The following is a 12732-nucleotide window of genomic DNA, read 5'->3' as shown; positions in this document are numbered from 1 at the left end:
ATGCGCCTTCACGACTCTGGTCATGCGGGTTGTCTCCTTGTAGTTTTACGCTTCGGAAAACTCGTAGCGGAAGTCGTCCCCGGCAGCACTCAGCTGCACGCCGCCCAGCTTGCGCGCACTGACCGTGGCGCCGATGACTTCCTCGCTCAGCCGCGGAAGGATCGTGTGCGTGAGGATCGCGTCGATCATCCGGCCGCCCGATTCGATGGCGGTGCAACGACGCGCGACGAGTTCGACGGCGCTGTCGTCGTAGGCCAGTGCGATGCCGTGGTTCGCCTGCAGGCGCGTCGCGATGCGATCGAGCTGGAGGCGGATGATGCGATGCAATGCCTCGGCGTGCAACGGGTAATAAGGCACTACAACGAGGCGGCCGAGCAGCGCGGGCGCGAACACCTTGAGCAGCGGCTCGCGCAGCGCGGCAGCCAGCGGCTCGGGGTCGGGGCGCAGGGTCGGGTCTTCGCACAGCTGCATGACCAGGTCGGTGCCGACGTTGGAGGTCATGATGATCACGGTGTTGCGGAAGTCGATGTGGCGGCCCTCGCCGTCTTCCATCCAGCCCTTGTCGAACACCTGGAAGAAGATCTCGTGCACGTCGGTGTGCGCCTTCTCGATCTCGTCGAGCAGCACCACGCTGTAGGGCCTGCGGCGCACGGCCTCGGTGAGCACGCCGCCTTCGCCGTAACCCACGTAGCCGGGCGGCGCGCCCTTCAGCGTGGAGACGGTGTGCGACTCCTGGAACTCGCTCATGTTGATGGTGACGAGGTTCTGCTCGCCGCCGTACAGCGCTTCGGACAAGGCCAGCGCCGTCTCGGTCTTGCCCACGCCCGAAGGACCGCACAGCAGGAACACGCCGACGGGCTTGTTGGGGTTGTCGAGCCGCGCACGCGCCGTGCGGATGCGGCGCGAGATGGTCTCCAGCGCATCGGGCTGCGCGACCACGCGGGCCGAAAGGATCTCGCCGAGCTTCAGCACCGATTGCGCATCGTCGCGCACCATGCGGCCGATGGGGATGCCGGTCCAGTCGGCCACGACAGTGGCGACAGCCTGCGCGTCGACAGCCGCGAGGATGAGCGGCGATTCGCCCTGCAGTTGCGTGAGCTTGTCCTGAGCCTCGTTGAGTTCCGCGCGAATCTCCTCGGGCGTGCGTTGCGGCTCGGCGGGAGGCGCGTCGGGGTCCACATCGACATTCGTCGCTTCCGCTGCCGATGCGTCGTCCTGCGCCTGAGGCACCGCCGCCGGCGACAGCTGCTTGCGCAACGCCACGATGCGCTCGACCAACGTGCTTTCTTCCACGCGCCGCTTCTCCAGCAGGTCGAGCTCGGCCTGCGCCGCAGCCACTTGGGCCGCGATGTCTTCCACGCGCTTGTGCTCGCCCACGCCGATGGCCGCTTCGCGCCCCGCGATGCCCGACTCGATGCCCAGTACCTCGATGCGGCGCTGCAGGTCTTCGATGGCTGCAGGCAACGCGTGCTGGCTCAATGCGACCCGCGCGCATGCCGTGTCGAGCAGGCTCACGGCCTTGTCGGGCAGTTGGCGCGCGGGGATGTAGCGGTGCGACAGGCTCACGGCCGCTTCGAGCGCGGCATCGAGGATCAGCACGCCATGATGCTTCTCCAGCTCGGCCGAGATGCCGCGCAGCATCACCACAGCCTTGGGCTCGGTGGGCTCGTGCACCTGGATGGTCTGGAAGCGCCGCGTGAGTGCCGGGTCTTTTTCGATGTACTTCTTGTACTCCGACCAGGTGGTCGCGCCGATGGTGCGCAGCCGTCCGCGCGCGAGCGCCGGCTTGAGCAGATTGGCCGCGTCGCCGGTGCCGGCCGTGCCGCCCGCGCCCACCAGCGTGTGCACTTCGTCGACGAAGAGCACGATGGGCTTGGGGCTCTTCTCGACCTCATCGATCACTTGCCGCAAACGCTGCTCGAACTCGCCTTTCACGCCCGCGCCGGCCTGCAGCAGCGTGGGGTCGAGCACCCACAGCGACACGTCCTTCAGCGAAGGCGGCACGTCGCCCGCTGCAAGGCGCGAGGCCAGGCCTTCGACCACCGCCGTCTTGCCGACGCCGGCCTCGCCGGTCAGCAGCGGGTTGTTCTGGCGACGGCGCATGAGGATGTCGATGATCTGGCGGATCTCGTCGTCGCGGCCATAGACCGGATCGAGCTCGCCGGCACGGGCCTTGGCCGTGAGGTCGCTCGCGTACTTTGCAAGCGCGGAGCCGCCCGCCGCAGAGCCGTCGCCCTGGTGATGGGTCACGGCGGGTGCGCCGCCAGCCGCACCGGTGCCCGGGGCGGCATCGAAGTCGTCCTCGGGCGAGCCTTCGGTCCACGACGCAAGCTGCGCCACCAGCACGTCGGGCACGATCTTGTCGAACTCGCGCGAGATGCCCGAGAGCACCTGGCGCAGCCCCGGCGTCTTGATGATGCCCGCGAGCAGGTAGGCGCCGCGGATCGAGGTGGCCTCGAAGCGCAGGCTCGCATAGACCCACGCGCGTTCGACGGCGTTGTCGACGTGCTCGGAGATGTCGCTGATCGAGGTGGCGCCGTGCGGCAGCCGGTCGAGCGCGCGCACGAGGTCGTTCTCGACCGCATCGAGGTTGAGCCCCGCGCGCTTGATGATGCGCAGCATGTCGCTGTCCTGCAGCTGCAGGATCTGGTGCAGCCAGTGCACCAGCTCGACGTAGGCGTTGCCGCGCAGCTTGGCGAAGGCGGTGGCTGTCTCCAATGCCTTGTAGAGCATCGGATTGAGCTTGGAGAACAGAGAGACGCGGCGGATGTCGGTCATAAACCCATGGAGGAAGTTGCGGGCGCGGCAACAGGTGCCGCCGATGCGGAACGGGAAAACAATGCTTCGGGCTGGAACACCATGTCGCCGGCGTCGGTGTCGGACATGCGCGTGCCCAGCCAGCTGCCCCAGCCCAGGCGCTGGTTGCTGTTGAGCCGCGCGCCGTGCGCGTCCTGCTTCCTGAGCACGAGCCGCAGCTCCCACGCGAACTCGATGCCGACGTACTGGCGCACCCAGTCGACCACCTGCTGCAGCCGCTTGCTGCCCGGCAGGAACTCGCGGAACTCTTCCTGAGAGAGCGGACCGAGTTCGAGGCGGAACTTGCTCTGCGCGTCGCGCACTGCCAGGCCGATGGTGGCGCCGCCGCCGAGCCGGTGGTTTCGGCCTGTGAGGCCGATGCGGCTGACCTGGCGCTCGTCGATCATCACCCAGTCGCTCACGAACTCCTCGACGCGCACGGGCACGTCGAAGTAGAGCTTGAGGATCTGGATCAGGCCCTCGGGATTGCGCGTCTGGCGCACGAGGTGCCCCGCCATGAAGGTGCGCGCATGGTCGGCGATGCGGTCGCGCTCCTTGAGTCCGGGCTGCCCCATGTTCATGAGGCTGGCCACGTAGTCGACGAAGCGATGGCCGTCGGGGCGGTCGAGGCTGTTGACCGATTGCGCGTCGGCCCAGGCCCTGTAGAACAGCAGGATCAGCCTGTGATGGAACAGGTCGGCGAACGCGCTGATGGTGTTGTCGGCGTGATGCCGCTTGCGCTCGCGCGCGTACTCCGTCAGGTGCAGCGGCAGTGGGCCGTTGGGACCGAACAGGCCGAAGCCGTAGATCGAGATGCGCGGCGGGCCGTCGCTGTCGACATCGACGCCCGACACGTTCGAGGGCGCGAAGGCCATCGAGGGCTCCTGCCCGAGCCGCAGCGGTTCGTCGAGCGGGCGCGGCGCGCGGCCGAGCAGCGGATGGTCGCCATGCGCGTCGAGCCGGCGCAGCAGCATGAACAGGTCGTGCTCGAAGGGCTGTTCGACCAGCCTGGCCCAGAGTACGGGGTCGACCTGCGGCACGCCGCGCGCGGGGGCCTGGCTTTGCGCTGCCGGCTGTGCAGCTTCATGGCCGGTAGCCCCGGCCGCGTCCAGCACGACCTCTTCCGCGGCGCCGGCCATTGCGGGCTGCTGCTGCACTGCGTCGGTGAAGCCGGTTTCGCTCATACGGCGGGGCGGCGTCCCACGCGCGGCGTCCACCGCGCGATCTCGCCGCGCTGCAGGCTGGACAGCGCGAACTCGGTGAAGGCATTGAGCGACACGTGGCGGCTGAAGAACTGCTCCAGCACGGCGCCGAAGAGATACGGGCTCGCGCCCGAGAACGCGACCTCGTCGATCTTGAGCGCTATCTCCACGCCGCGCCCGAACACGATCGGGCCGGGCTCCGGCAGGCGGCGGAACACCGGTGCCAGCGCCATCGAGCGCACGCCCTGGATCTGGCGGCGCACCGACGGATCGGCGAGGTTGCCGTACAGATCGAGCATCTCGCGCAGTGCGGCAGCACCCTGCGCCGCGTCGACATCGGTGAGGCTCAGGTAGTTGAGGCCGAGGTGGCTGATGAGGCGCCACGTCAGCGCGCCTTCGGCCAGCGCCGGATACGGCCGCGAAGGCCCGCGCAGGATGCGGATCGAGCGCACGGGGGCGGATACGCGCAGCGTGAAATCGGATTCGAGCCCCGTCGGCAGCAGCAGCGGCAGGTCGCGGTTGGTGCACAGCGCATCGAGCGTGATGTGCCGCAGGCTGTGCGGGAACGGCGCGTCGTGCTGGTCGACCAGCGACACGTAGACCTCGCTGCCGGTGTAGCTGGTGCGCGTGCCCTGGGCGCGCGCGCGGTCCGACACGAGGCGCGGCTCGCGACGCAGCGAGAAGTACGCGCCGAAATCGCCGTCGTCAGCAGCGAACGAACCGAGGAAGGGCCGGAACTCGCGCTCCTCCGAGCCGTTGGCCATGTGGCCGGTGACGCGCTCGACGGTGAATATCTCGAAGTCGCGCGGACGCGTGCGGTCGATTACCGCGTGGTGCTCGTGCTGGCCCGGCCCCACCGGAATGCGGTCGCTGCGGCGCGGCACGAGGTTGATGATGGGCGTGCAGAACAGCGAGAAATGCTTGGCATCGACCAGCCGCTCGAGGTCGGCGTCGGCGCGATCGAGCAGGATCACGATTTCCATCGTGGTGCCGCCCATCGCAGCGACCGCCGCACGCAGCTTGTTCACGCTGAAGAAAAGGTAGCGGTCGGGAAACGCGAAGTACTCGTGCAGCAGTCGATAGCCCTGGAACGAACGCGCGTCGTAGGGCAGCAGTGCCTGGTCGGGCTCGAAGCCTTCGTGCCTGATGGCCTCGTCGCCCAGCGGAACGATGCGCGCCGTGGTGCCCGGCCCGCTGCGGCACACGACGCCGATGCTGTGGTGCGCCGCGAGTTCGAGCACGCGCAGCGCGTGCAACTCCGCACCCGAGAGGAAGAATTCGAGCCGGTCGAGCGGCATGTCGGCAAAGCGCGCGCCGCCTACCGCTTCGAGCTTGATGGTGATGGCGCTCCTGGCCTGCCGCGCGACCATAGGCATCGCATGTGCGATCTCGGCCGGCACCGGGCCGATGCCGGCCTCTGCGATGCGGATGGGCCACAGCGTGACGGCATGGCCGGTGCGGAATTCGCAGGCCGTCTGCTCGCCCTTGATCATCCGGCCGCGCAGGATGGTGTGGCGCGGCAGCTCGTAGCCGGCCTTCAGCGAGCCTTCGTTGAGGTTGCCGTCGATCTGCACCACGGCCATGGCGGGCAGCGGCGCGAGGAAGTTGGGGTACACCACTTCGAGCAGCCGCTGCGAGAAGCGCGGGAACTCGGCATCCATCTTGAGCTGGATGCGCGCGGTGAGAAAGCTGAAGCCTTCGAGCAGGCGCTCCACGTACGGATCGCTGACCTCGATGCCGCGCATGCCGAGGCGGCCCGCAATCTTCGGGTAGCGCTGCGCGAACTCGGCCCCGAGCTCGTGCATGTACGTGAGCTCGCGGTTGTAGTAGTCGAGCAGCCGCGCGTCCATCAGTGGCTCACCCCCAGGTTGCGCGCACTTCGCGTCGCTTCGCCTTCCCCTTTGCAGGGGGCAACGCCAGAGGCCCGGCAAAGCCGGTTCCTCGGTGTTTCACGAAAAGAGAGCCCCCGCATCAAAGTCCTCCTGTCGGCCGAAGGACCATGTGCCCGCTCTCGAGGTCGAGCTCGGAGCGCAGGATGAATTCGATCGGGTACGGCACCGACCACAGCGTGCCGCGGATCTCCAGCGCGAGCAGGTTGTGGTGTTCGAGGTCGGTGGCGTCGGTCACGCAGCGCACGTCGATGCTGTCTTTCATGATGCGCGGCTCGAAATCGATGATGGCCGCGCGGATGGCCGCTTCGACGTCCGCGAAGTCGACCTCCGACATGCGCCCGCCGGCCCAGCCGCGCACGCCGAAGTTCAACACCGAGCGGCGCGCGCGCGGCATGGTGTTGATGTTGTGGTCCGCGCCGAAGTTGGTGGTGTTGAGCAGCCACTGCAGGTCGCGCAGTACCGAGTCGCGCAGCAGCCTGCCGCTCATGAGGAAGGCGCCCGCGCGTTCCTGCCGGGTCTGCGGCGTCTTGTCGGTGAGACGGTCGAGCAGCACCGGCTGCAGGCGGTCGCGCGCGACGCTTTCCTGCTGGTCGCCGTCGGTTTCCATCATGCCGCTCATCAAGCCGTGCCCTCGCGCGAGAACTCGATGAGCCGCAGGTCGAGCAGCGAATGGTCGCCAGCCTCGCTGATCAGCGTGCGCTGGCCGAGACCCGCGTACTGTTCTTCGCCGGCCAGTGGCAACCAGTCGGTGCGGCGGCCCAGCGTGGTTTCGTCGTCGAGGCCTTCGAGCGAGCCCGGGTAGCGCGCCGGCACCAGGCCGTTGAGGGCGCGGCCGTCATGCAGCTCGAATTCGGCGGGCGCCCACAGCAGGTCGACCAGATGCTGCGGACGCGAGAACTTGATGCGGCGCACCTCGGGCAAAGGCAGCCATGCATAGCCCGAAGGCGTGAGCAGTTCCAAGACCGCACCGATGCGAACGTCGCCATCGCACAGCCATTCGAAATCGCTGCGCTCCACCGGCTCGCCGTCGAGCGCCTGCACGGCGCGCGAATCGGAACGGTCGACGCCGGTGAGGGCTCCGCGCAAGGCGGGTGCGGCCTGTCGCGCGGTCTCGCGCAGGGCCGCAGCTTCGTCGGCACGGTCTGGCGGCAAGGCCGCCGCGGCGATCAGCTGCTCGACCCATTCCGCATTGCCGCAGACGATGGCCGGAGCACGCCCGCCCGACCAGAAGTCGCTGCGGTGCCGCTCGCCCGAAAGCGCCATCGAGCACGTGACGCTGGCTGGCGTGAAAGTGGGGTCGAGCTTGGTGGCGAGCTTGAGCTGGTCTTCGGCCCGCTGCCACTCACCGCGCAACGCGAGGAAGTGGCACAGGGCAAGACGCAGGCTGGCATCCTGGGGATTGGCGCGAATCTGCCTCTGTACCCATTCGGTGTGCTCGGCCACTGAGCGCTCGCCCAGTACTGCAAACCCATCGCCCATGAAGCTTCCTCGCTGACTTGCTGGCACACGGCTCGAAAGGCCTGTGCACGAAAGACGGCCGCGGAGGCCGTCGGGAAAAACGTCGCGGCCGGCCCGACAGGCCGGCCGCGCATCGGAAAAAGGGGATCAGGACTCCCTGTTTTCCTTGATGTTCCAGGCCAGAACCGTCTCGGCGCCCTTGCCGCCCTTGTCGGTCTGTTCCCAGTACTGCTGCTTCACCTTCGCGGCCTGGAATGCGTACTGCACGAACACCGCGTCCGAACCCTGTTCGGCCGTGTACTGCACCGACGTCACCAGCACCTCTTCGAGCGTCACGCGCGTGTATTCGATCTGCGAGCCCCCCGCCTTGCACACCGATACCTCCACCTTGCTCAGGTGCTTGCCGCTGGCGCAGTTCTTCATGACGGACGGCGCCGCCTTGTCGATGCGCGCGAGCACCTGCAGGTCGTTGAAGCTGGCCTTGCCAACACCACCGCCACCGCCGCTGACCATGTTTCCAGGCTGCGTTGCTCCCCACGCAAACGACTTGATGTCCGTCCACTCCTTGTGGTTCGAGTCCTTCGATTCGCCGTTTGCGCCTTCAACGCGCATGAACATGTCTACTGCCATGATTGAAACCCCCAGAGTTATTTGCGCCCGATTCCGGGACGCCGTTGAATTAGCTGCTGTCCTTCTTGTTGGATGGCAGCTTCGAAACCAGCCGCAACGACACCGTCAGCCCTTCGAGCTGATAGTGCGGCCGGAGAAAAAACTTGGCGGCGTAGTAGCCGGGGTTGTCCTCGATGGCTTCCACCTGGACTTCTGCCGCCGCCAGCGGCTTCATTGCCTTCGTGTCCTGCGACGAGGTGCCGGGGCTGCCGTCGACGTAGTTCATGATCCAGTCGTTGAGCCAGCGCTCCATGTCCTCGCGCTCGCGGAACGAACCGATCTTGTCTCGCACGATGCACTTCAGGTAATGCGCGAAGCGGCAGCATGCGAACAGGTACGGCAGGCGCGCGGCAAGGTTTGCGTTGGCAGTGGCGTCGGCGTCGTAGTACTCGGCCGGCAGCTGCAGCGACTGTGCGCCGATGAAGGCCGCGAAGTCGGAGTTCTTGCGATGCACCAGCGGCATGAAGCCGTTCTTGGCCAGCTCGGCCTCGCGACGGTCGCTGATGGCGATCTCGGTCGGGCACTTCATGTCCACGCCGCCGTCGTCGGTCGGGAAGGTGTGCGTCGGCAGGTTCTCGACCGCGCCGCCCGATTCCACGCCGCGGATGGAGGTGCACCAGCCGTACTGCTTGAACGAGCGGTTGATGTTCACGCCCATCGCATAGGCCGAGTTGGCCCAGGTGTAGCGGTTGTGCGCGGCCGAATCGGTCTCTTCCTCGAACTCGAACTCGTCGACCGGGTTGGTGCGCGCGCCGTAGGGCAGGCGCGCCAGGAAGCGCGGCATGGCCAGGCCGATGTAGCGCGCGTCTTCCGAGTCGCGCAGCGAGCGCCATGCGGTGTGTTCGGTGTTCTGGAAGATCTTGGTCAGGTCGCGCGGATTCGACAGCTCCTGCCACGAATCCATCTGCATCACCGTGGGCGATGCGCCCGCGATGAAGGGGCAGTGCGCGGCCGCGGCGATCTTGGCCATCTCGCTCAGCATCTCGACGTCGGGCGGGCTGTGGTCGAAGTGGAAGTCGCCGATCAGCGCGCCGAAGGGCTCGCCGCCGAACTGGCCGTACTCTGCTTCGTAGACTTTCTTGAACAGCGGGCTCTGGTCCCAGCCGATGCCCTTGTGGCGCTTGAGCGAGCGCGCCACTTCGCGCTTGGAGGCGCACATCACGCGGATCTTGAGCTGCTCGTCGGTCTCGGTGTTGTTCACGAGGTAGTGCAGGCCGCGCCATGCGCCTTCGAGCTGCTGGAAGTCCTCGTGGTGCAGGATCTGGTTGATCTGCTCGGAGAGCTTGCGGTCGATCTCGGTGATGATGGCCTGCACCGTGCGGTAGGCATCGTTGGAGACGGTAACGGTGCTTTCAAGCGCCTGCACGGCCAGCGTCTTGACGGCGTTCTCCACCGCCTCGCGGGCCTGGTCGGTCTTGGGCTTGAACTCGCGCTGCAGCAGGTTCGAGAACTCGTTCGGCTCGAGCGTTTCGACGGAGGCGGGTGCGCGCGCGGCGGTCTGTTTGGGGGCGGTGCTCATGATGATGGCGGTCCTTGCTGCTGCTCGCACTTACTCGGAAGACGTACCGGACGCACCGGCCTTTTCGTTCGCGGCCTCCACGGCCTTGGCAACGGCCGGGTTGGGCGCCGACGCCAGCGACTTCAGGAGCCCGGGGTTCTGCAGCGCCTGTGCGATCAGCTGCTCCGCGCCGTTCTTGCCGTCCATGTACGACAGCAGGTTCGACAGCTCGGTGCGCGCCTCGAGCAGCTGCTGCAGCGCGCCGACCTGGCGGGCGATGCGCGCGGGCGAGAAGTCGTCCATGCTGTCGAAGGTGATGTCGACGTTCATCTGGCCGTCGCCGGTGAGCGTGTTGGGCACCTGGAAGGCGACGCGCGGCTTGATGGCCTTCATGCGCTCGTCGAAGTTGTCGATGTCCACCGCCATGAACTCGCGCTCGGCGAGGTCGGGCATCGGATCGATCTGCTTGCCCGCAAGATCGGCGATGACGCCCATCACGAAGGGCAGCTGGATCTTGCGTTCGCTGCCATAGATCTCGACGTCGTACTCGATCTGCACACGCGGTGCGCGATTGCGCGCGATGAACTTCTGACCACTGTTTCTGACACGGTTGTCTGCCATAAGCTTCCTCTTGAATCTGTAATGCGTGTGGGTACGACCCCGACCGGCCTGCCGGCTCGCGGGGCCCGCAACGGCCTCCGCCCTGTTACTCCGCGCTGCCCCCGTTCAACGGACGTCCTGCAAGGCTCTCTATCTTCTGCAATCCCTCCGGCACGAGCTCTTCGATGATCTGGAAGAAGTTGAGATCCAGCAGCCGCTGCGCTCTGCGTATGAGCATGGGCGCCGGATGGCTCGGCTCCGTGCGTTCCATGAACTGGCAAGCCTTTTCGAGCAACACCTGCACATCTTCACGGCTCGATATTTCAATATCCTTAATAAGCACCTGACGTAGGCCGGTACCGCCATTTGCGGCAGTACCGCCGGCAACACCATTCGCCACGGCCCCGCCGCTGCCGCCCGCTTGCGGATCGGTTCCGGAGTGCCCTTCGCCGGACACCGCCTCTTCGGCCTGCACCTGCTCCGGCAACAGCTGGGCAACAGTGCGCAGCGACCGTTCCAGCCGCGAGAAATCGGGCGCCCAGCTCTGGCCGAGCGCGCGTTCGCAGCTCTCGCGAATCCGCTGCAGCAGCTCGAGTGCCGCACGCAACGCCACCACCGGAGGCGCCGCCTTTTCCTGTGCGCGCCGCACCGTGTCCTTCAGCCGGCCGATGCCGCCCGGGTAATCGATCTGATGGTCGGTCTTGCTCGAATCGAGCAAGGCTTCGACCTGTCGCAGGCTCATCGATGCGCCGCCGTCGTCGAGCAGCCGCGCATCGCGCACGCTGCGTCCGAGCCCCTCGGCTTCGGCCAGTGCGGCCAGCGCGTTCATGCGCGGCAGCGGATCTTCGAAGTCGCCATCGACAACGCGCGGATGCACGTCGTTCCAGAATTTTTCCAGCACGACATCGACAAGCTGCAGGCCGTCGACATAGCCGGGCAAGCCACGGTTCTCGGTCCAGGCCAGCGTGAGGGGCACCAGCACGCGAAGGTCGCGCGTACGCGTGCAAAGCTGCTTCGCGATGCGCTCGACGCGAGCCCAATCGGGTGGCTCCGCAGGAATGATCGTGGAGCCGAACTGCTGCTCGCGCTTGCCCGCTGTCGCCTGGTGCAACGCCATGAAATCGGGGTCGTATTCCAGGTCTTCACCGCAAGGCAGCGGGCCCTCCACAGGCACCTGCAATAGATCGATCTCGCTTTGCGCCAACCTCTACTCCCCTCGTTCAAACGTTTCTTAACAGCAGCAATCTTGAGGGGAACAAGTGGCGCGGTCAACAGCAACAAATTGCTACGGAACGCGAATGAATCACTAAGGAGTACAGCTCCTTTTGAAACTCAAACGGAACGACTACATGCTGATCACAACAATCCGCGCGCAGCCAAATTGCGCATCAACGCACTGATACCAAAAGTCCACATCGGCGCCTTGTCCGCGTGCACCACGCGATTGACCAATGCACCGAGTTCCGGTGCGGCAATGCGCACGCGGTCGCCCACGACATGCGTGAATCCTTGCCCAGGCCCGTGACGATCTTGTGTCGGCGCGAACATGGTTCCGAGAAACAACATGAAGCCATCGGGATAAGCGTGATTTATTCCTACTGTCTGCGCCACCAGGTCGAGCGGATCGCGGCTGATCTTCGATAGCGAACTCGATCCCTTGAGCGTGAAGCCCTCGGGGCCATTCACTTCCAGCGCAACGGTGATGCGCCGCACATCCGCGATGCCGAAGTGCGCGTCGAACAGACGGATGAAGGGACCGATCGCGCACGAAGCGTTGTTGTCCTTGGCCTTGCCCAGCAGCAGCGCACTGCGGCCTTCGAAGTCGCGCAGGTTGACGTCGTTGCCCAGCGCGGCACCGAGCGTCTCGCCGCGGCTGTTCACTGCAAGCACGACCTCCGGCTCGGGGTTGTTCCACACCGAGCCCGAATGAATGCCTACGTCCGCGCCGGTGCCAACGGCGGAAAGCACCGGCGCCTTGGTGAAGATTTCGGCATCGGGGCCGATGCCGACCTCGAGATACTGCGACCACGCCCCCTGCGCAATCAACACTTCCTTGACCTTCATTGCCTCCGGTGAACCGGGCACGATGTCCGCGAGGTTGTCGCCGAGCACGTTGCCGATGGCCGCGCGCGTGGCCTCGGCCTTCGATGCGTCGCCGCGCGCCTGCTCTTCGATCACGCGTTCGAGCAGGCTCGCAACAAATGTGACTCCACTGGCCTTGATGGCCTGCAGGTCGCAGGGAGCGAGCAGCCAGGGCTTGCCCGTGTCGCGCGTGGTCTCGTCGCTGTTGGCAAGGGCCTCATCGAGCGTCGCGATGCGCGGTGCGCTCTGCAATGCGCGCCGAACGGATTGCGCAGGCGCTTCCTTGCCTTCGAGCAGATCGCTCATGGTGGGCGCGAGCCTCGACAGGTCGTGCAGGCCACCTTCGTGAACGGCCACCAGAACGGGGCCTACGCCGGGTTGCCAGAGACGGCCGACGAGGGTGGCGCGTTCAGCGTCGCCAGGCAGGCCGGAAGAGATGGAAAGATCGAGCGGCATGGCGTGGTGTCTCCGTGATGAATGTGTGCGCTACGTTGCATCGTAGCGGCGCACACGGGAAACGACGCGGCCTTCTCTT

At 66.4% G+C, this 12732-nt stretch carries 10 protein-coding genes; all 10 read right to left on the bottom strand.

All coding sequences use genetic code 11. From position 1 onward, the window contains the following. Positions 1-45: 45 nt before the first annotated feature. On the bottom strand, positions 46-2778 hold the full coding sequence (gene tssH / locus EJO71_RS32200) for a type VI secretion system ATPase TssH (protein ID WP_125952649.1): 2733 nt from the start codon (positions 2776-2778) through the stop codon (positions 46-48). Further along, positions 2775-3980, bottom strand: coding sequence for a type VI secretion system baseplate subunit TssG (tssG, locus tag EJO71_RS32195; RefSeq protein WP_171022570.1), 1206 nt, complete (start codon positions 3978-3980; stop codon positions 2775-2777). The genes tssH and tssG overlap by 4 nt, the downstream gene beginning before the upstream one ends. Beyond that, on the bottom strand, positions 3977-5848 hold the full coding sequence (tssF, locus tag EJO71_RS32190; protein WP_125952650.1) for a type VI secretion system baseplate subunit TssF: 1872 nt from the start codon (positions 5846-5848) through the stop codon (positions 3977-3979). Before tssF ends, tssG begins: the two co-directional genes overlap by 4 nt. A 121-nt stretch (positions 5849-5969) precedes the next feature. Further along, entirely contained in the window at positions 5970-6497 is a 528-nt protein-coding gene (gene tssE / locus EJO71_RS32185) for a type VI secretion system baseplate subunit TssE (RefSeq protein WP_125952703.1), read from the bottom strand. Between the two features lie 11 nt (positions 6498-6508). Then, on the bottom strand, positions 6509-7369 hold the full coding sequence (locus EJO71_RS32180; protein ID WP_125952651.1) for a type VI secretion system accessory protein TagJ: 861 nt from the start codon (positions 7367-7369) through the stop codon (positions 6509-6511). A 126-nt stretch (positions 7370-7495) separates the two neighbouring features. Next, the gene (locus tag EJO71_RS32175) at positions 7496-7978 is read right to left on the bottom strand and encodes a type VI secretion system tube protein Hcp (protein WP_125952652.1); all 483 of its coding nucleotides are present in this window, start codon (positions 7976-7978) and stop codon (positions 7496-7498) included. Between the two features lie 49 nt (positions 7979-8027). Continuing rightward, positions 8028-9536: a type VI secretion system contractile sheath large subunit gene (gene tssC / locus EJO71_RS32170; RefSeq protein WP_125952653.1), complete on the bottom strand. Its 1509-nt coding sequence runs from the start codon at positions 9534-9536 to the stop codon at positions 8028-8030. A gap of 30 nt (positions 9537-9566) precedes the next feature. Next, positions 9567-10136, bottom strand: coding sequence for a type VI secretion system contractile sheath small subunit (gene tssB, locus EJO71_RS32165; protein ID WP_125952654.1), 570 nt, complete (start codon positions 10134-10136; stop codon positions 9567-9569). Positions 10137-10221: 85 nt separating this feature from the next. Continuing rightward, positions 10222-11319 (bottom strand): type VI secretion system protein TssA, encoded by a 1098-nt coding sequence (gene tssA / locus EJO71_RS32160; protein WP_125952655.1) that lies wholly within the window; start codon positions 11317-11319, stop codon positions 10222-10224. Between the two features lie 152 nt (positions 11320-11471). Continuing rightward, positions 11472-12653, bottom strand: a complete 1182-nt coding sequence (locus EJO71_RS32155) for a fumarylacetoacetate hydrolase family protein (RefSeq protein ID WP_125952656.1) — start codon at positions 12651-12653, stop codon at positions 11472-11474. Positions 12654-12732: the final 79 nt, after the last annotated feature.

The sequence above is a fragment of the Variovorax sp. 679 genome (genome assembly GCF_003952185.1).
Lineage (GTDB): Bacteria > Pseudomonadota > Gammaproteobacteria > Burkholderiales > Burkholderiaceae_C > Variovorax.
Note: the sequence above shows the minus strand (reverse complement) of the source record. Positions and strands in the feature narration are given on the sequence as shown.

Bases quoted from the DNA above. Each gene is read 5' to 3' on its own strand.
- tssG (WP_171022570.1), bottom strand. From the start codon at position 3,980: ATGAGCGAAACCGGCTTCACCGACGCAGTGCAGCAGCAGCCCGCAATG.
- EJO71_RS32180 (WP_125952651.1), bottom strand. From the start codon at position 7,369: ATGGGCGATGGGTTTGCAGTACTGGGCGAGCGCTCAGTGGCCGAGCAC.
- tssF (WP_125952650.1), bottom strand. From the start codon at position 5,848: ATGGACGCGCGGCTGCTCGACTACTACAACCGCGAGCTCACGTACATG.
- EJO71_RS32175 (WP_125952652.1), bottom strand. From the start codon at position 7,978: ATGGCAGTAGACATGTTCATGCGCGTTGAAGGCGCAAACGGCGAATCG.
- EJO71_RS32155 (WP_125952656.1), bottom strand. From the start codon at position 12,653: ATGCCGCTCGATCTTTCCATCTCTTCCGGCCTGCCTGGCGACGCTGAA.
- tssC (WP_125952653.1), bottom strand. From the start codon at position 9,536: ATGAGCACCGCCCCCAAACAGACCGCCGCGCGCGCACCCGCCTCCGTC.
- tssH (WP_125952649.1), bottom strand. From the start codon at position 2,778: ATGACCGACATCCGCCGCGTCTCTCTGTTCTCCAAGCTCAATCCGATG.
- tssB (WP_125952654.1), bottom strand. From the start codon at position 10,136: ATGGCAGACAACCGTGTCAGAAACAGTGGTCAGAAGTTCATCGCGCGC.
- tssE (WP_125952703.1), bottom strand. From the start codon at position 6,497: ATGGAAACCGACGGCGACCAGCAGGAAAGCGTCGCGCGCGACCGCCTG.